The sequence below is a fragment of the Ruegeria sp. O5 genome (genome assembly GCF_056535105.1).
Genome location: NZ_JBQERN010000001.1, coordinates 486,515 through 506,757 on the forward strand (window position 1 = coordinate 486,515; position 20,243 = coordinate 506,757).

Sequence of the window (20,243 nt, forward strand, 5' to 3'; positions counted from 1 at the left end):
ATAGGTCCAGCCTCAGCCTTTATCCTTCCAGCGGACCATCTGACGCATGATCCCGTGCAACATCTGCACATCGGCCCGTGTCATTCGCATCCGCGACCACAGGTTGCGCAGGTTAACCTTCATCCCTTCGGCCTTTTCGGGAGGGTAGAAGAACCCCGCCTCCTCCAGCCTATCCTCGTAATGCTCGACAAGTTTTTCGACCTCGATCCCAGTGGCCCAGTCACCTTTGCCCAGGTCGGTCGATTCATGCACCACATCCCCGGTCTGGCGCATCCACTCATAGGCGGTCAGCAATACGCATTGACCAAGGTTCAGCGAGGCATATTCCGGGTTCACCGGCACCGAGATGATCGCGTTGGCCTTGGCGATGTCTTCATTCTCTAGCCCCGCGCGTTCAGGGCCGAACAGAACGGTAACCTTCTCGCCTGCCGCGATCTTTCCGGCGGCAATCTTCATTGCGTGTTCTGGGCTGTAGACAGGTTTGGTCAAGCCCCGCTGACGGGCTGTCGTGGCGAAGACAAACGTGCTGTCGGCCAGCGACCCGGCCAAGTCGTCAAACAGCTGCGCCTCATCCAGCAAGCGCCCTGCGCCGCTGGACATTGCCACCGCTTTGGGGTTCGGCCAGCCGTCACGCGGGGCCACGATACGCATCCGGTCAAGCCCAAAGTTCCACATCGCCCGCGCAGCAGCACCGATGTTTTCACCCATTTGCGGGCGCACAAGCACGAAGGAAGGCTGGGGTTTGTCGCTGGGCATGGCTCACCTTAAGAAAACTTGGCCTGCTGTAATTGGCAGGCTCTTGCAGGGCAAGGCGCAGGGGCGTTATTTGCAGGCTCTTGACCATAAAAGTTTGCTTCCCAGCCGCAATCCGCTAAACCGCGCCAAAGACTGAAAGCCGAAGGACGCGCCCATGGACACCCCCGAGCAGCCGCAGATTTACCTGATCACGCCTCCGACCATCGAGTTGAGCACGTTCACGAACAAGCTGGCGACTGTGCTGGACGGGGTCGAGATTGCCTGTGTCCGCCTCGCGTTGGCCGGAAGTGACGAAGATACCATCGCTCGCGCGGCCGACGCTTGCCGTGAAATCGCCCACGCGCGCGACGTGGCCATCGTAATCTCGAACCATGTATTGCTGGCGCAGCGTCTGGGGCTGGACGGGGTGCACCTGGATGATGCTGCACGCTCGGTCCGCACCGCGCGCAAGGAACTGGGCGCTGATGCAATCGTCGGAAGCTTTTGCGGCGCGTCGAGCCATGATGGTATGACTGCTGGCGAAAACGGAGCGGATTATGTGGCCTTCGGTCCTGTCGGCTCAGCCAAACTGAGGGATGGGACCCGCGCCGAAAAGGATCTGTTCCAATGGTGGTCCGAGATGATCGAGGTTCCGGTTGTGGCCGAAGGTGGGCTGACACCAGAATTGATCCGCGACCTGGCCCCCTGCACTGATTTCTTTGGCATTGGCGATGAGATCTGGGGCAGTGACGATCCGCTGGCGGCGCTGAAAACGCTGCTGGCGGCGTTGCCTTAACCCAGCACCCAAGGCTCGACAATCCAAAAGACACCGGCACCTGCAATCAACATCGAGGCCAGAACCGATATCCGGCCTCGGGTTCGGTGCGAGCCGCCAGAAAACAAAAGCGACAGAGCAAGCCCAGCAAGGGCCACAACAACAAGCGGCAGAATACTCCCGGCGCCAAAGCCCAGGATGGCCGGGGGCAAATGATCTGGTGGCACCCCGATCCCGATCAGGTTCGAGGCAATTACCAGACCTTGAAAACCGCCAATGGCGAGAACCGCCAACAAACGCCAGACCTGCAATCGCCGGGCAACCAGGTTCCACAGCGCCAGAACGATGGTCGAAGCAACCAGAACAGGGGCCTCGCTCACTTTTCCTGCATCCAATACGCCATACAATCCCAGCCCAAGCCCGATCAGGGCGCCCGCTGACAGGAACATCAGTTGAGATACCACCGGGCGCAATTTCAAAGACAGAAACACTAGCGCCAAAACAAGAATGGATGGCTTAATTGGGTTTCGGAGAAACTGATCGACCCCTTTTGTGAAATATGTCTGCAATGTTTGTTGCGTTGTCAGAGACGCCCCGCCTTGCAAGGGGATCAGCGGGCTGGCTTCACCGGCAGCCAAATACCCGGTGTATGGCGCCGCGACATTTTGCTGTCGCAGAACGATTGGTCCGCTTTCTGACGGCCAGGTCAGACGCAGGTTTGACGCCTGATCGGGCAAAGGAGCAGTCAGCAACAGTTTGGAAACCCGCACTTTCTCCGTATCTCCCACAACAGGGATACGCACGCCTTCATAAGACAAACTCAATCGCTCTGGTGCCTCCACGACAAGATTTTGTTTCCAGAGATGAACGAACTCTTTGATCTGGGGTTCCAGCTCAGACGAAACCACTCGCCGCAAGGATTTGTAGTTTGGATCGTTGGAAAACGCAGCGGGCTGCGCGGGATTGTTCCCGGTCAACATGGCCTCGGCATTCCATTTCAATTCAAGAAACAGAGTGTTGGACTTGATCCAGAAATCAACAACGGTCGGCGGGGCGGATTGCGCCCTGCCCGATCCGGGATATAAAGTTGCAAGAACAAAAAAACTTAGGGCACAGGTTTTGAGGGTTCGAAAGATGGCGCGGAAAGCAGGGCCATTCATACGAAAAGCTCCAACAGGAAAATCAAATCACCAATCATTGCTTTCGATTGTTCCCGCGAAGGCCGCAGATCGCAAGCCCAAAGGGTATATCGGACCTGTGGATCGTAAATCTCTGATTGCGGTAACGTTCTGACTTGCATGGGCATCACCGCTGCGGCATGACGTCCTTTATGACTCAGAACAGTAATATCCTGTGTATCGGCTCGGTCCTGTGGGACGTGATCGGACGATCAGCCAGTGCCATGCGGCATGGCTCGGACGTGCCCGGCCGGATTACTCGCCTGCCGGGTGGTGTTGCGATGAACATAGCCATGACGCTGGTGCGTTTTGGTATGACGCCCACCCTGCTGACTGCCATCGGTCGTGACCCCGAGGGCGACGAACTGATTCATGCCTGCTCCCGCCTCGGCATGATCACGGATCACATCTATCGCTCGCAGGACCTGCCAACCGACCGGTATATGGCCGTCGAAGGTGCCAACGGGTTGATCGCGGCCATTGCCGACGCGCATTCGCTGGAAGCCGCTGGCGCAAAGATCCTGCGTCCGCTGATGCACGGCCCGCTTGGTCATGAAAACATGCCCTTTGAGGGCTCCATTGCACTTGACGGCAACCTGACCCTGAACCTGCTGGAAGAAATCGCCCAAAGCCCTGCTTTCGCCCGTGCCGATCTGCGTGTTGCCCCGGCCTCGCCCGGTAAGGCCGAGCGCCTATTGCCCTTCCTGAAACACGCCCGCGCCACGCTTTATGTGAACCTCGAAGAGGCAGGAATATTGTGCCAGCGCGAATTCACCGATTCTGAATCTGCCGCAAAAGGCCTTCTGGATCGTGGCGCGCTACGCGTGCTGGTCACCGATGGCGGCAGCTCGGCCACGGTCGGTAGTTCAGACGAAATTCTGACCCAAACACCCCCCTCCGTTCTGGTCACCCGTGTGACCGGTGCCGGGGATACCTTCATGGCGGCTCATATCGCCTCAGAATCCGGCGGCGCATCAAGTGACGAGGCTCTGACCCGCGCTCTGCATGCCGCAGCAACCTACGTTTCCGGAGAAACCCCACTGTGATCGACATCCAATATTCTGCCGAGGTCCGCGCCGCCAAGGACGCGGGCCATCCCATCGTTGCGCTGGAAAGCACCATCATCACCCACGGCATGCCCTACCCGCAAAACGTCGAAGTTGCGGCTCAGGTCGAACAGGACATCCGCGATGCGGGGGCGGTTCCGGCAACCATGGCGGTGATTGAAGGCAAGTTGCATGTGGGGCTCGAGCCGGACCAGTTGCAATGGCTGGGTCAGGCGCAAGGCGTTGCCAAAATCTCGCGTGCGGATATGGCGGCCTGCATCTCGACCGGTGGTACCGGAGCCACAACCGTCGCCGCCACCATGATCGCCGCGCATTATGCCGGGATCGAGGTATTTGCCACCGGCGGCATCGGTGGCGTGCATCAGGGGGCTGAGACGACGTTCGACATCTCGGCTGATCTGCACGAACTTGGCCATACTCCAGTCACTGTCGTCGCTGCCGGGGCCAAGGCCATCCTTGATCTGGCCAAAACTCTTGAGGTTTTGGAAACGCTGGGTGTGCCCGTCATCGCCCATGGCCAGGATGCGTTTCCTGCCTTCTGGTCTGCAAAATCACCCTATGCCGCCCCCCTGCGCATGGACACTCCAGAGGCTATCGCCAAGGCCCATGCAACCCGTCGCGCGTTGGGCCTGCCCGGCGGGCAGCTGGTGGCCAACCCGATCCCGATCTCGGATCAGATCCCTGCCGAAATACTGGCCCCCATCATCGCCGAGGCACAGGCTGATGCAGATGCGCATCGGATCACCGGAAAAGATGTAACGCCCTATCTGCTGCAACGTATCTTTGAAAAGACCGAAGGACGTTCGCTGACCGCCAACATTGCCCTCGTGCGCAACAATGCGCGCCTTGCGGCGGCGATTGCACGGGCACTGGCAGAACAGGGATAACGCAAGCCTATTGTGCCATGGATACCGATTGACTACCTAAATCCCGATAACCACTCGGAACCAAGATGAATACACCGTTCGACGAAGAACCGCATCATCGCCGCCCTGGCATGCTGGCACGGCTGCGCGCATCTTTCCTGACCGGCCTCGTTGTCATTGCACCGGTCTGGCTGACGGTTTGGCTGATTTGGTCGGTAGTCGGCTGGATCGACAGTGCCGTTTTGCCACTGGTGCCTCATCAGTTCCAACCGGAACAATACGTTGGTATCAACCTGCGCGGTGTGGGCGTCGTGATCTTCCTGATCTTTACCGTGATTGTAGGGTGGATCGCCAAAGGCATTCTGGGCCGGTCCCTGATCCTGTTCGCCGAAAGCGTGGTAGATCGGATGCCGGTCGTCCGCTCAATCTATTCGGGGATCAAACAGATCTCGGAAACAGTATTTGCCCAAACCGAACGGTCCTTTGAAAAGGCATGCCTGATCCAGTACCCCCGCCGCGGAATCTGGGCCATTGGGTTTGTCTCGACAACCGCCAGGGGCGAAATCAGCAAACGCGCAGAGACCGGAGGAGAGCTGCTCAGCGTCTTTGTTCCGACCACCCCCAACCCGACCTCGGGCTTTTTGCTGTTTTTCCCGGCGGAAGACGTAATTTTGCTGGACATGACAATTGAGGATGCCGCGAAACTGGTGATCTCGGCCGGGCTCGTTTATCCTAACGAAAAAGACCCTACGCAACCACCCGAGTGATTAACCGAACATGGTCGGCAGATCGACTGTACTGGTCTGGCCCAGATCACTCTTGTGCTTGGCCAGAAAACGATCCGCTGCCGCCCGCCCCGCCTGTTTCAGCTTGTGCAAAATAACCGGGTTGGGCACGGTTTTGGTGGCAACAGACAGGCTGCTCATCAACTCGTTATCCGCAATCATATGCACCAGAACGCGGCTCATGTCCCCGGCCTTCAGCTTGCCCTCTTTCAGAAGCCGCTGAACAAAGCTGATTGCCCGCAATTCGCGAAACAGGGATGAGTTGAAGCTGATCTCGTTGATCCGGTTCTGGATCTGCTGCGGTGTGACCGGTACCGCGTCGCGCTCTAACGGGTTGATATTCACGATCACTACATCATCCGGCAGGTCATTGTTGAACAGCGGATAGAGCGCCGGATTACCAGTATAACCGCCATCCCAGTAGGCTTCGATCCGGTTCGTCTTTGGATCAAATATCTCGACTGCCTTGAACAGGGTCGGCAGGCAAGCTGAAGCCAGAATGGCATCTGTCGAGACCTCCTCGCCAGTAAAGACGCGGATTTTCCCACTTCTAACGCAGGTGGCGCACACAAACAGGCGGGGTCCCGCATCGGCGCATACTTCCGCAAAATTGAACCTGTCCACCACCGGCTCCAGCGGATTGCTGTAGAATGGACCATAGGCATAAGGCGACACCATCCGCGACCAGGCATCACCGATTGAAAACGGCACCGAATATTCCATCGCCTGCGCGATTGCGGCCGGTTCCAACCCGCGAAACCAAATGGCTATACGCATGTCTCCAATCGCACCCATACGCCTCCAAAGCCCGTCCAGCTGCGCGCGCGCACCCTCACGTCCTGAATGAACCATCCCCGATTTGAACGCCGCACCGTTCAACGCACCGGCGGATGTTCCGGTGATCGCGGCAACCTCGATGTCTTCCTCATCCAGCAGTCGGTCAAGCACACCCCAGGTGAATGCCCCATGCGCACCGCCGCCCTGCAAAGCCAGATTGATCCGTATCACCGCCCTCACCCTTCATCTTTTCAGAAATACTCCGGGGGTTTGGGGGCAGCGCCCCCAAGGCCAATCACAAGGCGGTCCAGCCGCCATCGACAGAAATCGTGGTTCCCGTGATCTGCGCCGCCGCGTCCGAGCACAGGAAAATGGTTGTCCCGCCCAGTTGCTCAACCGTGGCGAATTCCTTGGACGGTTGCCGTTCCAGAAGCACGTTTTTTACAACCTCCTCGCGGCTCATATTGTATTCTTTCATCGTGTTCGGGATTTGGGCCTCGACCAGGGGTGTCAGCACATAGCCCGGGCAAATGGCGTTGCAGGTGATAGGTTCTTGCGCGGTTTCCAGCGCAACGGTCTTGGTCATCCCCACCACCCCGTGCTTGGCGGCAACATAGGCTGCCTTGAATGGCGACGCCGTCAGGCCGTGGGCCGAGGCGATATTCACGATACGACCCCAACCCGCCTTGCGCATCATCGGCAGTGCGGCAGCCGTCGTGTGAAAGACCGAGTTCATGTTGATCGCAATAATCGCATCCCATTTTTCCGCCGGAAACTGATCGATCGGGGACACAAACTGAATGCCCGCGTTGTTCACAAGTATGTCGCAAGCTCCGGCCTGCTTAATCAGCGCCCGGCACTCTTCGCCTTTTGACATGTCCGCCTTGATGTAACGCGCTTTGGTTCCGGTCTCTTTGGCAATCTCAGCGGCCAGCGCGTGATCTTCGTCTCGGTCCGTAAAGGAATTCAGGACAACATCTGCTCCGGCCTTCGCCAGCTCGCGCGCGACCCCCAGACCGATGCCAGAATTAGATCCCGTGATGATTGCTGTTTTGCCGGAAAGGCTCATGACCGTTCTCCCTGAAGCGATGATTTGGTGCACAATGCCATGCTGCACCTGCAAAGAAAACGGGGAAACACACCTGCCTGAAATCCCAGCCTGACACTTCTCAAGCAGCCAAAAAAAACGCCCGCACGAAGCGGGCGTTAAGTTATTGAGGCAGGTTTCATACAGGCAAGAAACCTATCGAGCAGTGCATCCTTTATAAGCAATTCCACGCCTTCGTCCAAGCTAAAAGTTTGATAATATGAAAAATCATCACTACGGTGAATCCCAACAAAATAAGGCCAGAGCAGGATTGTTTCCAAAATGAGCCCGGATTTTCTCCGACCGTTTCGACCACTTGTGGCGGGAATCGCCAGCATTTTCATGATCTCTGTCGCCCATGCAGAATCGTCTCATGGCATAGCTATGTATGGGGACCCGGCCCTACCACCGGATTTTGTGTCCCTACCCTATGCCAACCCCGATGCGCCAAAAGGCGGTAAAGTCGTTTTCGGAAATACCGGCGGCTATAACAGCCTGAACCCGTTTTTGCAAAAAGGCACCTCGCCCTGGCAATTGCCTTTTTGGACCCATGAAAGCCTGATGGGGCGATCCTGGGACGAACCTTTCACACTTTACGGGCTGTTAGCCGAATCAGTTGAGACGGCTCCGGACCGGTCGTGGGTTGAATTTACCCTACGGGAAGAGGCCCGTTTTTCTGACGGCACCCCGGTCACGATTGACGACGTGATCTGGTCATACGATACGCTCGGTACTCAGGGGCATCTGCGCTATCGCGGTTTTTGGGACAAGATCGACAGGATCGAACAGACTGGCCCGCGTTCGGTTCGGATTACTTTCAACGTGCCGGATCGCGAACTTGCCCTTCTCGCAGGGATGCGTCCGATCCTGCAAAAGGCGCAGTGGCAGGACAAGGAATTTGCCGACGCCGCTTTGCACGATGTCCCAATCGGCACCGGCCCTTATGTGATCGAAAGCTATGAGGCGGGGCGCTATGTGAACCTTCGTCGCAACCCCGAATATTGGGGGCAGGATATCCCGTTCCGTCGCGGCACCATGAATCTGGATGAAATGCGGATCGAGTTCTACGGCGACGGCAGCGTCCTGTTCGAAGCCTTCAAAGCCGGTGAGCTATCAGCGGTGCGTGAGTTCAACGGCGACAAATGGGACACGCAATACAGCTTCCCCGCCGTTCAGCGCGGCGATGTCATCAAGACCGAGATCCCGCATGGCAAACCGTCAGGCATGACCGGGTTCGTGATGAACACCCGCAAGGCCCCGTTCGACGACTGGCGCGTTCGCGAGGCCCTGACGCTGGCCTTCAATTTCGAGTTCATCAACGACACGATCACTGGTGGGGCGCAGCCACGGATTACGTCCTACTTCTCGGGCTCAGACTTGGCCATGCAGCCCGGACCGGCCCAAGGGCAGGTAAAAGCCCTGCTGGAACCCTTTGCCTCGGATCTGATCCCCGGCACGCTGGAGGGGTATGATCTGCCGAAGGGCGACGGTTCAGCCCGCAACCGCGCAAATATTCGCAAAGCCACCAAACTGTTGACCGAAGCGGGTTGGACCGTTCAGGACGGGGTTCTGCGCAACACGAATGGTGACCCGTTCAAAATGACGGTCTTGCTACAGCAGGGGGATAGCGAGATGGCGTCGGTGGTCGAGATTTATTCCCGCGCGCTGGAACGACTTGGCATTCAGGTCATGACGGAACAGGTCGACAACGCGCAGTATGTCGGGCGCACCGGGGAACTGGATTTTGATGTTACGCCTTTCCGGCGTGCTCTTTCACTGTCTCCAGGCAACGAACAGCGTTTGTATTGGGGAAGCGAGAACGCGGACACACCCGGTACACGCAACCTGATGGGCGTGGCCTCACCTGCTGTTGATGCGATGATTGACGCCATGCTTGCCTCGGAAACACCTGAAGATTTTACCGCTGCAACCCGCGCGCTTGACCGGGTTCTGACGGCCGGTCGCTATGTCATCCCGATCTGGAGTTTTGATGTTGGGCGGATTGCCCATATCCGCGAGCTCAAGTTCCCTGAGACTGTGCCAATCTATGGCGACGGACCGCAATACATGCCGGAAGTGTGGTGGTACGACGCCGGGTAATCACTTGAACATCAGGGCAGCCGGGCTTTGCACGACACCGGCTGTTCTCCGCACGGTGTTGGCGGACCCCTTGAAAAACGCGATTCCTTCGCGCTTCCAGCACGATTGGCCCCGGAAAACCACGCCTGTCGGCGGAATTCAGCACATGGCCGTCACACTAGGGATACGTTTCGCGACAGCAGGTCGCAGCATCAGATGCAGGCCATATCGGATGCCGGATGATCCCATGAGACGCACCTTCAGCCTGCTTCGGTCAACGTTAAAAGCTGCATTGAATCGCGGTATTTAGACATAGCCCAAAGATGGAGGTCGCCTTTACAACTCGCGCGCCGGGAATACCCGGTTCCGCACCAAACAGATCTCCTGATCCGCAGGTGCTTTAAACAGTTTCAAGCCTGCCGCCCTGTTGCGGCAGGTATTGCAGAGGCACAATCTTGTAAAAGGAATGCAGTGGCATGCTGCGACATTTTGTCATGTCTTCCCTAACGGCACCCATTACGTACCCTAAAGAGGGGGAGAGCAGTCCTAAACGCTACATAAGGAAAGCTCATACATGATGAACTGGACGGATCTGACACAAGACTGGAATGCGGCCTACGCACGTGCAAAGCGGCGTTTTCCGAATTTGCGTGACCAGGACATGATGCGCGTATCAAAAGATCGTAAAGGGTTCGAAGCCTATCTGGCAGAGCGTCACCAGTTAACCATGAACGAAGCTCATGAAGAGGTCGAAGATTTCCTGTTCACCGAAGGTCTGAACAGAGAATTCTGCCGCGCGTCGCTAAGCAAGTGATGTGACCCAAAGGATTGTCGCATCTTCGTCACTGACGGAGATTACGTTATGGCCCATGCTGCCATCGTAATAGGCGCTGTCACCCCTACGCATTTCGACCGGCTCATAGAACTCGGTATAGAGCCGGACAACACCAGTCAGAACATACATGAACTCTTCGCCATCGTGGCGCACCCAGCCGTCGAATTCGTCCATGGACCGTGCCCGAACCCGCGCGCGGTAGGGCAGCATGTGTTTCTTGGTCAGGGTTTCGGCCAGCAACTCATGCTCGTAGGTCGTTGTCGCATGGGCCGCCCCTTCGCCCATCCTGGTAATCGCCATCCGTCCGATGACCTGATCCCGCTGCGGCGGTGTGAAAAGCTGAGGCACCGAGATTTCCAAGCCAACCGCAAGCTTTTTGAGCGCGTCATAGGTTGGTGACATCTGCCCGTTCTCGATCTTGCTGAGGGTCGAACGGGCCAAACCGGCCTGGCTGGCGGCCTGCTCCAGCGTCCATTTCCGCGCTTTTCGCAATTCGCGCACGCGCGCGCCAAGGTCCAGCGGTTCAACTTCGGTGTGATCGCCGGAATCGCGGGCAATTCGGATCAGGGATTTGGGATCTTGGGTGCTCATGCCATTCTCTATAGGCTTGGCCAGCCGCGCTTGCAACGCGCCAGACACCGCGTTAGCCAATGGCCATGTTATCTGTCTTCGATCAGGGTGCGCCCGCGCCCTGCCCAGCACCCTTCAATCTGGCGGCGCACGTCCTTGGCCGCGCGGATCAGGTCCCCGACAAAGTGGCTTTGTCGGTATTAATGCCCCACGGCGCGCAGGACTGGACCTATCGCGACCTGCAATCCGCCGTATTGGGCACTGGCACAGGATTGCTGCAAGCAGGTCTGACACCCGGCGATACCGTTCTGATGCGGCTCGGCAATACAGTGGACTTCCCGATTGCCTATCTGGGCGCGATTTCAGTGGGTATCATTCCGGTGCCGACATCGTCGCAACTGACGGAACCCGAAACCGCCAGAATGATAGACGATTTGTCCCCGGCTGCGGTTCTTCGTGATCCCGCTGTCTCATGCGCGCCTCATCCCAGACAGATCGAGTTGGATGCATTAAAGGCCATGCGCGACCTTCCACCCGCCAGTTATGACCTGGGTAACCCCGAGCGTATGGCATATGTCGTCTACACCTCGGGAACGTCGGGCAGTCCGCGTGCCGTGGCCCACGCCCATCGGGCCATCTGGGCGCGGCAGATGATGGTCGATGGTTGGTATGGTCTGCGCGCGTCCGATCGGCTGTGTCACGCCGGTGCGTTCAACTGGACCTATACACTTGGCACCGGGCTGATGGACCCGTGGACCATCGGCGCAACCGCCTTGATCCCGGAACCGGGAACAGCGATCACCGCCCTGCCTGCTCTGCTCCGCCAGCATCGCGCAACGATCTTTGCGGCGGCACCGGGGGTCTTTCGCAAATTGGTGCAAGAGTATGAGCAAATCAGCTTACCTGACCTGCGCCACGGTTTATGCGCGGGGGAAAAGCTTTCGCGCGCCCTGCACGAGAAATGGTTAAGCGCCACCGGTACGGAGTTGTTCGAAGCCTATGGCATGTCTGAATGCTCGACCTTCATATCCTCCAGCCCGGCCCATCCCGCACGCGGCGACGCATTGGGGCACCCGCAACCGGGTCGTCGCGTGGCCATTCTGGGCCCGGACGGCCCGGTGCCGCAGGGGCAAGAAGGCACCATCGCCATTCATCGGTCTGACGCTGGATTGATGCTGACCTACCTCAATGCGCCGGATGAAGTTGAAACCCGGATGCAAGGCGAATGGTTCCTGACCGGAGATCAAGGGGCAATGGCAGTGGACGGCCAGATCAGTTATCTGGGCCGGGACGACGACATGATGAATGCCGGAGGCTACCGCGTGTCCCCGGTCGAGGTCGAAGCCGCCCTGTCCCGTTTTCCCGGCATCACGCAGGTCGGCGCGGCCGCGGTCGAGGTCAAACCGGACACATTTGTGATAGCAGCCTTCTATACCGGCCCGGAAAAGCTGGACGATGCAGCCCTGCGCACCTATGTCGAGGCAAACTTGGCACGTTACAAACAACCACGCGCCTTCATCCACCTGTCTGCGCTGCCCACCGGTGGCAATGGCAAACTCCTGCGCCGGGCGTTGCCGGCCTATTTCGAGGCACCAGCCACATGACCCAGACCGTCAAGCTCGACATCCTGTCCGATCCGATCTGCCCGTGGTGCTATATCGGCAAAACGCATCTGGACAAAGCATTGGCCAATGTGCCCGAGCACCCTTTTGTCATCGAATGGCATCCGTTTCAGTTGAACCCTGATATGCCGGACGCAGGTATGGATCGTCGCGAATATCTGGAACGCAAGTTCGGTGGCAAGGACGGTGCCGTACGTGCTTATGCGCCCGTGGTTGAACACGCTGAAAACGCTGGTCTGAAGATCGACTTCGAAGGCATGAAACGCACACCCAATACTCTGGATGCACATCGCCTGATCCATTGGGCCGGGATCGAAGGCAAACAGAATGCTGTCGTCGATGCGCTATTCGATGCCTACTTCGTTCAGGCCCGCGATATCGGCGACCCCGAGGTCCTGTCCGACATCGCAGACAGTGCCGGAATGGACGCTGCGGTGGTCATGAAGCTGCTGAAATCCGACGCTGATCGCGAGGATATTCGCAACCGCGATACTCATTCTCGTGAAATGGGCGTCAGCTCGGTCCCGACCTACATTGTTGCCAATCAACATGCCGTTCCGGGTGCTCAACCGCCTGAAATGTGGGAGAAAGTGATCGCTGAAATCATGTCTCAACTTGACACTTATCCTGCAGAATAGCACAGAGGTCTGTGCGAATTTCCAGTCTGGTCTAACCTGACCCGCCATGATAGCGCGAACAGGTTAGGAGTGCTTCATGGCCAACCGCATGTCGAAGGCGGAATTCATTGCGCTGATCGCAATGATGTTCGCCACTATCGCGTTTTCGATCGATTCAATGCTGCCCGCCCTGCCTGAAATCGGCGCGCAGCTTAGCCCTGATGACGTCAATCGCGCCCAACTGATCTTGACATCCTTCGTTCTGGGAATGGGTATCGGTACATTCTTTACCGGCCCGCTATCGGATGCGCTGGGGCGCAAGCCAGTGATCTTTTGCGGTGCGCTTTTGTACATTGCGGCTTCGGCTGTTGCCTGGGCCAGTTCTTCGCTGGAACTGGTACTGATTGCGCGTGTTGTGCAGGGTCTGGGCGCTGCCGGGCCTCGTGTCGTGGCGATGGCCATCACGCGTGACTTGTATTCGGGCCGGGAAATGGCACGCATCATCTCGATTGCCATGATGATCTTTACGTTGGTACCAGCAGCGGCTCCGATGCTGGGCGCTGGTGTTATCGTTCTCTTCGGTTGGCGCGGGATCTTCGTATCCTTTATCCTGTTTGCTCTGATCGTCGTGTTGTGGATGAGCACACGACTTCCCGAATCTCTGGCTGTCGAGGACCGCCGCCCCTTCCGTCTGCATCTGATGATTGCGGCTGTAAACGAAATGTTTGCGCATCCCACTGTGCGCTTGTCTATCTTCGTGCAAACCTTGTGCATGGGGACCTTGTTCACCATGCTGACTATGGTGCAACCGGTCTATGATGTGATCCATGATCGGGCCGACAGCTTTCCCTTCTGGTTCGGATTTGTCGCCCTGATGTCAGGTTCGGCCAGCCTTTTGAACGCGGCTTTGGTGGTGCGTGTCGGGATGCGCCGGATGGTGACTTTTGCCTTCGGCGCGCAGATTGCCATCACGTCTGTCGTCATCATCCTGAACATGGCGAACCTTTCGCCCGATATGTCATTTGCCCTGTTTGTCTTCTGGCAGACGATGGTCTTTTTCATGGCTGGTGTAACCATCGGCAATCTGAATGCCATTGCCATGGAACCCATGGGCCACATCGCGGGCATGGCCGCGTCGGTTGTCGGGTCGATTTCAACCGTACTGGCCGCGGCAATCGCCGCCCCGATCGGGCTTCTGTTCAACGGGTCCATCGCGCCTTTAACAATTGGCATCCTGAGTATGTGCGTTCTGGCGTTTGGCCTGATGATCCACATGGGTCGCATCGAAGAAAGGCTGCCTGCCTGACCTGTGAATTGCGGGTGAATCACGCTATCCTACCCTGAACTTACGGGAGGAACTGCGATGAACGACTATTACGATCTGGGCAGCTATTCCTGCCCAGTTTCCACTTCCAGTCCCGAAGCTCAGCTGTGGTTCGACCGAGGGCTGAACTGGACATACGGCTACAACCACGAAGAAGCGGTTGTCTGTTTCCAACGCGCGGCCGAGCATGATCCGAACTGCGCGATGGCCCATTGGGGTGTCGCGTATGCCGCCGGACCAAACTACAACCTCCCCTGGGACCTGCTGGATGAGAGAGGTCGGGAAGAAGCGTTGTCACGGGCTTACGACGCGATGCAGAAAGCTCTTAGCCTGCTCGCAGGATGCACTGCCGTCGAACAGGCCTTAATTCAGGCCTTGCCTGCGCGTTACCCGCAACGCGGTCCGGTTGAGGACATGCACCAATGGGACCACGGTTTTGCCGACGCGATGCGCGCGGCATTTGCGGCGCACCCGGACCACCTTGACTTGCGTACCATCTATGTCGAAGCACTGCTGAACCTGACACCGTGGAAAATGTGGGATCTGGAAACGGGTCAACCCGCCCAGGGCGCGGCAACGAAGGAAGCGCAAGATGCGCTTGAATGGGCCATGGCGAACGATCCGTCTGCGATGTCTCACCCGGGCCTGCTGCACCTCTATGTTCATCTGATGGAGATGTCTCCAACACCAGAAAAAGCCCTGAAAGCAGGGGATGTCCTGCGCACATTGGTTCCGGATGCAGGCCACTTGGTACATATGCCGACACATATCGATTTGCTCTGCGGACATTACCACAACGTTGTGCACTGGAACGAGAAAGCCTCGGAAGCCGACCAGAAGTATTACGAACGCGAAGGCGCGTTCAACATTTACACAGGCTATCGCCAGCACAATTATCACTTTGCCATCTACGGTGCGCTTTTTCTTGGACAGATCGAACCCGCCCTACGTGCAAATCAGGGATTGTGGGATACAACGCCCGAAGAATTGCTGCGCATCGAAAGCCCCCCGATGGCCGATTACTTCGAAAGCTACATGTCCATGGGCCCTCACATCCTGATCCGGTTTGGCCGCTGGGACGAGGCTAAGGCACTGAAACTGCCCTCAGATCCTGACCTGTTCCGTACTCTGACCGCCACAACGCACTACGCGCGCGCCATCGCTCATGCAGCAACCGGTGATATCGCCAATGCCGAGGCCGAAGAAAATCTGTTCCTTGCTGCCAAGGAATGCGTTCCGGAAACACGCAGACTGCACAACAACCGTGTGATTGACCTGCTGGAAATTGCGCGGGAAATGCTGCGCGGTGAGATCGAGTACCGCAAGGGCAACTTTGAAATCGCTTTTGCCCATCTGCGCCGCTCGGTCGAGCTGGACGATACCTTGCCCTATGACGAACCCTGGGGGTGGATGCAGCCGACCCGCCACGCGCTTGGGGCGCTTCTTTTCGAACAAGGACGACTGTCCGAAGCTGAAAACGTCTATCGTGAAGATCTGGGTTTGGGCGGCACGCTAAGTCGCGCCTCGATACATCCTGACAACGTCTGGAGTTTGAAGGGCCTTTATGATTGCCTCAAGGCACGCAGCGAACAGGTCGAAGTCCTGCAGATCAAACAGCGGCTCGACCTGGCGTTGGCCCGCGCCGACCGGATGGTAGCTGCGTCCTGCTTCTGTGCGCAGGCGGCAATGCGTAGCTAAAATGTCTTGATCGTGCTGACACACGATGCCTCCGGCGGGGATATTTTTAGCCAGATGAAGCAGGGATCCGCTTCTTCATCTGGCCGTAAATATCCCGGGGGAGATGCGCGGAACGCGCAGCGGGGGCAGAGCCCCCTCTCACATCTCAACCTGCTTTAACCTTTTTCTGCGCGGCGACCACTTTTTCAGCAAGATCGCGGGCAATTGCAAAAGCCCCTTTGATCTTGTCGCTGTCTTTTTTCCAGTCCCGGCGCACGACGATCTTGTTGTCCTTGACCTTGGCCATACCGCGTTGATTTTGAATGAACTCAACCAGTCCCTGCGGCGAAGCGAATTTGTCATTGTGAAACTGGATGGTTGCGCCTTTCGGCCCGCCGTCGAGCTTTGCGATCCCGGCGCGTTTACACATGGCCTTGATCCGCACAACCAGCATCAAGGTATTCACCTCCTTCGGCAACTTACCGAAACGGTCAATCAATTCCGCAGCAAAGCCTTCCAGTTCGACCTTTGTCGACAGCGATGACAGGCGGCGATAGAGCCCCAGGCGCACATCCAGATCTGGCACATAGTTCTCGGGGATCAGAACCGGCACACCCAGATTGATCTGCGGGGCCCATTGATCGTCCGCATCCGACAGCCCCTCCATCTCGCCAGCTTTGATCTTGGCAATCGCCTCTTCCAGCATGGATTGGTAAAGCTCATAACCGACATCGCGCATCTGGCCGGATTGTTCTTCACCCAACAGGTTGCCCGCACCACGTATGTCCAGATCCTGCGAGGCCAAAGTGAAGCCGGCCCCCAACGTGTCCAGCGAGCCCAGAACACGCAGGCGTTTTTCGGCGGCAGCAGTCAGTTTCTGACGCGGTTTGGTGGTCAGGTAAGCATAAGCACGGGTTTTCGAGCGCCCAACGCGCCCCCGGATTTGATAGAGCTGGGCAAGGCCAAACATGTCCGCACGGTGCACGACCATCGTGTTTGCGGTCGGGATGTCCAAACCGCTTTCGACGATTGTTGTGGCCAGCAGCACATCGTACTTGCCGTCATAAAACGCGTTCATCCGATCATCGAGCTCACCCGCTGCCATCTGGCCATGGGCAACCACGTAAGTGAGCTCAGGCAGTTGGTCTTTCAGATATTCTTCGATCTCAGGCAGGTCCGAGATGCGCGGTACAACATAGAAACTCTGCCCCCCACGATAGTGTTCACGCAACAGCGCTTCTCGGATTGTGACTGCATCAAACTCGCTGACATAAGTGCGGATTGCCAGTCGGTCGATTGGAGGTGTTCCGATAATCGACAGGTCGCGCACGCCGGTCAACGACAGTTGCAGCGTTCGCGGGATCGGTGTCGCGGTCAGGGTCAGCACGTGAATGTCTGAGCGCAGCTGTTTCAGCCGTTCCTTATGACCCACGCCAAAATGCTGTTCCTCGTCAATGATCAGAAGCCCCAGATTGTTGAACCGTATGTTCTTGGCCAAAAGCGCGTGCGTTCCGATCACGATGTCCACTGTCCCGCGGGCCAGCCCGTCACGGGTTTGCTGGGCTTCTTTCGCCGAAACAAAGCGTGACAATTGCCGCACCTCCAGCGGGAACCCCCGAAAGCGTTCCCTGAAACTCGCGGCATGCTGGCGGGCCAGCAGGGTGGTGGGCGCTACAACTGCAACCTGAACGCCCGACATGGCTGCGACAAATGCGGCACGCATGGCAACCTCGGTCTTGCCAAAGCCGACGTCACCGCAGATCAGACGATCCATTGGTGCGCCGGAATGGATATCTTCCATCACATCCGAGATCGCCCGCAACTGGTCTTCGGTTTCCTGATACGGGAATCGCGCGCTGAACTCCTCCCACGCGTGGGGCGGCGGATCCATGACCGGGGCTTTGCGCAGCGCGCGTTCAGCGGCGATGCGGATCAGCTTATCGGCCATCTCGCGGATGCGCTCTTTCAGCTTGGCCTTCTTTGCCTGCCATGCACCGCCGCCCAAACGGTCCAGCAGACCTTCGTCATGTCCGTATTTCGACAGCAATTCTATGTTTTCGACCGGCAGGTACAGCTTTGCCTGCTCGGCATATTCCAGCCACAGGCATTCATGGGCAGCACCAGCTGCGGTGACGACCTCCATGCCCATGTAACGACCTATGCCGTGATCCACGTGAACAACCAGATCACCGGGGCTGAGCGATTGGGTTTCGGTCAGAAAGTTTTCGGCCTTGCGGCGCTTTTTGGGCTGACGGATCAGCCGGTCGCCCAGCACATCCTGTTCAGCGATCACCGTTAGATCAGGACTTTCGAACCCGTGCTCCAACGCCCAGACGGCAAGGTGCAAGCCGCGTTTACCAATGCGGGTGCCATTGGCCACATGTATCGCCTCGGCCAACCCTTCGTCTTCGATCAGGCCGGTCAGGCGTTCCCGCGCGCCATCGGAATATGAGGCGATCAGCACCGGTCCTTTGTCGAGCTTTGCAGTGATGTGACTGGCCAAAGCACCGAACAGGCTGATGCTTTCCTGCTGGCGTTCCGGTGCAAAGTTGCGCCCGATGCGTCCGCCCGCATCGATGACACCGGGGCCAGAGGCTTGCGGCAGCGGGCTGAACTGCAAAACCCGACGATCCGCGACCGCCGCCTCCCAGGCGGTATCGTCAAGATACAACAACCCCGGAGGTGTGGGTTTATAGACCGTGTCCATGCGGGATCGGTTTTCCAGCGCCAGTCGCCGGGTTTCGTACTGATCGGCAATCGTATCCCAACGCGCCAGACGCGCGGGCGTCACCTGATCATCGACAGTGATCACCGCATCCGGCAAATAGTCGAACAGTGTCTCCAGCTTTTCGTGGAAGAACGGCAGCCAATGTTCGATCCCCTGATGTTTGCGGCCCGCGCTTACGGCCTCATACAATGGGTCATCTGTACCGGCGGCACCAAACTCGATGCGATAGTTCTGACGGAACCGGGTTATGGCGGCCTCGTCCAGTATGACTTCGGACACCGGTGCAAGTTCAACGATGTCCAGCTTTTCGGTTGTTCGCTGGGACGCCGGATCAAAGCGTCGCGCACCGTCCAGAACGTCACCGAACAGGTCCAGCCGAACCGGGCCCGTCTCTCCCGGAGGGAAGATGTCGATGATGCCGCCACGGATGGCGTAATCGCCGGGTTCCATCACCGTTGGACTTTGTGTGAACCCCATACGCACCAGAAAGTTTCGCAGCGCGGTTTCATCTATGCGATGGCCAACTCGGGCAGTAAACGCCGCCTCTCGCAAAACTTCTCGTGCCGGGACGCGTTGGGTCGCGGCGTTCAGCGTGGTCAGCAATACATACTGTTGGGGCATCTGGTGAACCAGCGCCGCCAGAGTAGCGACGCGCGCCGCCGAGATATCCGCATTGGGCGAGACCCGATCATAAGGAAGGCAATCCCAGCCCGGAAACACAAAGACAGGCATCTGAGGCGCAAAGAACGCCAGTGCGGAACGCATCGCTTCCATCCGCTTGTCATCGCGTGCGACATGGGCCACCGGCCCCTTGCTGCGGGCAATCTCGTTCAGCACCAGCTGCGCGTCAAACCCTTCGGGGGCGCCGCCAACTGTCACGTGGTTCGGAGCCTTCATCGCCTCGCCTTTCAGAATCTTCTATCCCAGAACGCCAATCGAAAGGTTCTGATACATGCCCCAGAACGAAGTGACCAGTATCGAGATCATGCCGATGATCTGGGTATACAGTCGGCAGCGGGAAATTGTTTTTGAGACTGTTTCAAGCGTCAATTCCTGCCGCCGAAGACGCCTTGCATGCACGATATTGACCAAAAGCACCAAGGTCATTGGGAACAAAAGCAAAAACAGGGCCTGCGCGAATTCGACGTCATAATAGAACCCAAGCGTGGCCATCCCGGTGAACAGAAAACACCCAAACGCCAAAAGGATGGTGCCAGACATGTCGACAATCAGCAGAATCCGATTTGTATGGATGCGAACGATGTCGAGCAGATCGGTTTCGACCTGACCTCCGATCCGGCGGGCACGGACAACCAGATCATATGGGATGCCCATCACCCAGTGGCTGGCCGACGACCAGAGTACCGCCAGTACGATCCAGAACCACAGATTCGAAAAGCTGCGCATATCGATGAGTTCAAAGATCGAAGAGTACCAGTCCAAACCCAACCCTTTATTCACACTACTCAGGGGGGTTCCATCTAGGCGCGCGTCCATTGATACCCTTGAGACCTTTGTGAA

At 57.6% G+C, this 20,243-nt stretch carries 17 protein-coding genes; 10 read left to right on the forward strand and 7 right to left on the reverse strand.

Features of this window, described 5'->3' with window-relative positions:
• Positions 1-12: 12 nt before the first annotated feature.
• A complete protein-coding gene (locus tag ACR0M3_RS02400) occupies positions 13-756 on the reverse strand; it encodes an RNA methyltransferase (protein WP_480480728.1) in 744 nt (247 codons plus the stop codon).
• A gap of 154 nt (positions 757-910) precedes the next feature.
• Between ACR0M3_RS02400 and ACR0M3_RS02405 the strand changes: the two genes are divergently transcribed.
• Entirely contained in the window at positions 911-1,531 is a 621-nt protein-coding gene (locus tag ACR0M3_RS02405) for a thiamine phosphate synthase (RefSeq protein ID WP_480553641.1), read from the forward strand.
• Here the strand turns inward: ACR0M3_RS02405 and ACR0M3_RS02410 are convergent.
• Entirely contained in the window at positions 1,528-2,670 is a 1,143-nt protein-coding gene (locus tag ACR0M3_RS02410) for a hypothetical protein (RefSeq protein WP_480909537.1), read from the reverse strand. The genes ACR0M3_RS02405 and ACR0M3_RS02410 overlap by 4 nt on opposite strands.
• A 170-nt stretch (positions 2,671-2,840) precedes the next feature.
• On the opposite strand from ACR0M3_RS02410, the gene ACR0M3_RS02415 reads away from it, so the two are divergent.
• From ACR0M3_RS02415 to ACR0M3_RS02425, 3 genes are all read left to right on the forward strand, one after another.
• Positions 2,841-3,734, forward strand: coding sequence for a PfkB family carbohydrate kinase (locus ACR0M3_RS02415; protein ID WP_480909539.1), 894 nt, complete (start codon positions 2,841-2,843; stop codon positions 3,732-3,734).
• The gene (locus ACR0M3_RS02420; RefSeq protein ID WP_480480721.1) at positions 3,731-4,642 is read left to right on the forward strand and encodes a pseudouridine-5'-phosphate glycosidase; all 912 of its coding nucleotides are present in this window, start codon (positions 3,731-3,733) and stop codon (positions 4,640-4,642) included. The genes ACR0M3_RS02415 and ACR0M3_RS02420 overlap by 4 nt, the downstream gene beginning before the upstream one ends.
• Before the next feature lie 65 nt (positions 4,643-4,707).
• The gene (locus ACR0M3_RS02425) at positions 4,708-5,388 is read left to right on the forward strand and encodes a DUF502 domain-containing protein (RefSeq protein ID WP_267365243.1); all 681 of its coding nucleotides are present in this window, start codon (positions 4,708-4,710) and stop codon (positions 5,386-5,388) included.
• Here the strand turns inward: ACR0M3_RS02425 and ACR0M3_RS02430 are convergent, their stop codons facing one another.
• Both ACR0M3_RS02430 and ACR0M3_RS02435 read right to left on the reverse strand, forming a co-directional pair.
• Entirely contained in the window at positions 5,389-6,414 is a 1,026-nt protein-coding gene (locus tag ACR0M3_RS02430) for a patatin-like phospholipase family protein (RefSeq protein ID WP_480909541.1), read from the reverse strand. It lies immediately after the preceding gene.
• Between the two features lie 64 nt (positions 6,415-6,478).
• Positions 6,479-7,252, reverse strand: coding sequence for a 3-hydroxybutyrate dehydrogenase (locus ACR0M3_RS02435; protein WP_480480719.1), 774 nt, complete (start codon positions 7,250-7,252; stop codon positions 6,479-6,481).
• Positions 7,253-7,552: 300 nt separating this feature from the next.
• Here ACR0M3_RS02435 and ACR0M3_RS02440 point away from each other — a divergent pair, with 300 nt between their 5' ends.
• Together ACR0M3_RS02440 and ACR0M3_RS02445 are read left to right on the forward strand one after the other, a co-directional pair.
• Positions 7,553-9,370 (forward strand): extracellular solute-binding protein, encoded by a 1,818-nt coding sequence (locus ACR0M3_RS02440; RefSeq protein ID WP_480909543.1) that lies wholly within the window; start codon positions 7,553-7,555, stop codon positions 9,368-9,370.
• Positions 9,371-9,923: 553 nt separating this feature from the next.
• The gene (locus tag ACR0M3_RS02445) at positions 9,924-10,163 is read left to right on the forward strand and encodes a hypothetical protein (RefSeq protein ID WP_209503780.1); all 240 of its coding nucleotides are present in this window, start codon (positions 9,924-9,926) and stop codon (positions 10,161-10,163) included.
• On the opposite strand, the gene ACR0M3_RS02450 is transcribed toward ACR0M3_RS02445, so the two are convergent.
• Positions 10,152-10,775: a helix-turn-helix domain-containing protein gene (locus ACR0M3_RS02450; RefSeq protein ID WP_209503779.1), complete on the reverse strand. Its 624-nt coding sequence runs from the start codon at positions 10,773-10,775 to the stop codon at positions 10,152-10,154. The genes ACR0M3_RS02445 and ACR0M3_RS02450 overlap by 12 nt on opposite strands.
• A gap of 65 nt (positions 10,776-10,840) precedes the next feature.
• Here ACR0M3_RS02450 and ACR0M3_RS02455 point away from each other — a divergent pair, with 65 nt between their 5' ends.
• From ACR0M3_RS02455 to ACR0M3_RS02470, 4 genes are all read left to right on the forward strand, one after another.
• A complete protein-coding gene (locus ACR0M3_RS02455) occupies positions 10,841-12,358 on the forward strand; it encodes a class I adenylate-forming enzyme family protein (RefSeq protein WP_480909545.1) in 1,518 nt (505 codons plus the stop codon).
• Positions 12,355-13,014 (forward strand): DsbA family oxidoreductase, encoded by a 660-nt coding sequence (locus ACR0M3_RS02460; RefSeq protein ID WP_480584548.1) that lies wholly within the window; start codon positions 12,355-12,357, stop codon positions 13,012-13,014. Before ACR0M3_RS02455 ends, ACR0M3_RS02460 begins: the two co-directional genes overlap by 4 nt.
• Positions 13,015-13,090: 76 nt before the next feature.
• Entirely contained in the window at positions 13,091-14,299 is a 1,209-nt protein-coding gene (locus ACR0M3_RS02465) for a multidrug effflux MFS transporter (protein ID WP_480564529.1), read from the forward strand.
• Positions 14,300-14,356: 57 nt separating this feature from the next.
• Complete coding sequence (locus tag ACR0M3_RS02470; RefSeq protein WP_480909547.1) at positions 14,357-16,015, forward strand: hypothetical protein; 1,659 nt, start codon at positions 14,357-14,359, stop codon at positions 16,013-16,015.
• Positions 16,016-16,160: 145 nt separating this feature from the next.
• Here ACR0M3_RS02470 and mfd read toward each other — a convergent pair whose 3' ends face one another.
• Positions 16,161-19,619: a transcription-repair coupling factor gene (gene mfd, locus ACR0M3_RS02475; RefSeq protein WP_480909549.1), complete on the reverse strand. Its 3,459-nt coding sequence runs from the start codon at positions 19,617-19,619 to the stop codon at positions 16,161-16,163.
• A gap of 21 nt (positions 19,620-19,640) precedes the next feature.
• Positions 19,641-20,165 carry a component of SufBCD complex gene (locus ACR0M3_RS02480; RefSeq protein WP_480486469.1) on the reverse strand — a complete coding sequence of 175 codons (525 nt, stop codon included), beginning with the start codon at positions 20,163-20,165 and terminating at the stop codon, positions 19,641-19,643.
• Positions 20,166-20,243 lie beyond the last annotated feature (78 nt).

Coding starts and splice junctions, on each gene's coding strand:
- ACR0M3_RS02400 (WP_480480728.1), bottom strand. CDS start 756: ATGCCCAGCGACAAACCCCAGCCTTCCTTCGTGCTTGTGCGCCCGCAA.
- ACR0M3_RS02405 (WP_480553641.1), top strand. CDS start 911: ATGGACACCCCCGAGCAGCCGCAGATTTACCTGATCACGCCTCCGACC.
- ACR0M3_RS02415 (WP_480909539.1), top strand. CDS start 2,841: ATGACTCAGAACAGTAATATCCTGTGTATCGGCTCGGTCCTGTGGGAC.
- ACR0M3_RS02450 (WP_209503779.1), bottom strand. CDS start 10,775: ATGAGCACCCAAGATCCCAAATCCCTGATCCGAATTGCCCGCGATTCC.
- ACR0M3_RS02435 (WP_480480719.1), bottom strand. CDS start 7,252: ATGAGCCTTTCCGGCAAAACAGCAATCATCACGGGATCTAATTCTGGC.
- ACR0M3_RS02425 (WP_267365243.1), top strand. CDS start 4,708: ATGAATACACCGTTCGACGAAGAACCGCATCATCGCCGCCCTGGCATG.
- ACR0M3_RS02410 (WP_480909537.1), bottom strand. CDS start 2,670: ATGAATGGCCCTGCTTTCCGCGCCATCTTTCGAACCCTCAAAACCTGT.
- ACR0M3_RS02465 (WP_480564529.1), top strand. CDS start 13,091: ATGGCCAACCGCATGTCGAAGGCGGAATTCATTGCGCTGATCGCAATG.
- ACR0M3_RS02470 (WP_480909547.1), top strand. CDS start 14,357: ATGAACGACTATTACGATCTGGGCAGCTATTCCTGCCCAGTTTCCACT.
- ACR0M3_RS02455 (WP_480909545.1), top strand. CDS start 10,841: ATGTTATCTGTCTTCGATCAGGGTGCGCCCGCGCCCTGCCCAGCACCC.
- ACR0M3_RS02460 (WP_480584548.1), top strand. CDS start 12,355: ATGACCCAGACCGTCAAGCTCGACATCCTGTCCGATCCGATCTGCCCG.
- ACR0M3_RS02440 (WP_480909543.1), top strand. CDS start 7,553: ATGAGCCCGGATTTTCTCCGACCGTTTCGACCACTTGTGGCGGGAATC.
- ACR0M3_RS02445 (WP_209503780.1), top strand. CDS start 9,924: ATGATGAACTGGACGGATCTGACACAAGACTGGAATGCGGCCTACGCA.
- mfd (WP_480909549.1), bottom strand. CDS start 19,619: ATGAAGGCTCCGAACCACGTGACAGTTGGCGGCGCCCCCGAAGGGTTT.